General features: G+C 35.1%; 1 pseudogene. It reads right to left on the bottom strand.

The features are described 5' to 3' along the window. Positions 1-99: 99 nt before the first annotated feature. Positions 100-282, bottom strand: a pseudogene (locus tag ACFIO5_RS10455) (YcgN family cysteine cluster protein); the annotation flags it as partial.

Raw genomic sequence — 282 nt, 5'->3', positions numbered from 1 at the left:
TTTTCAAGTGGTGAACTAAATTATAGTGTGAGTGTCACCATAGTATTTGCTATCAATTAAACCATATAATATTATCAATCACCGAGTAAAATAATCTCATCACCGGCCTTCACAAAGAATGCCGGTGATATATTGAAGGTAATCTTCTTCAGAAGATAATTCATCTTCGTAAATCTCTATTTGTCCACGCGCAGAAAATTGTGTTTGATGGACTGTTTGATAATTTCCTGACACCAGTGGATGCCACCAATAGAGATCTTTCCCCTCATAAATTAATCGATA

The sequence above is a fragment of the Bartonella sp. AA86SXKL genome (assembly GCF_042196885.1).
This window is presented reverse-complemented; position numbering and strand designations above follow the sequence as displayed.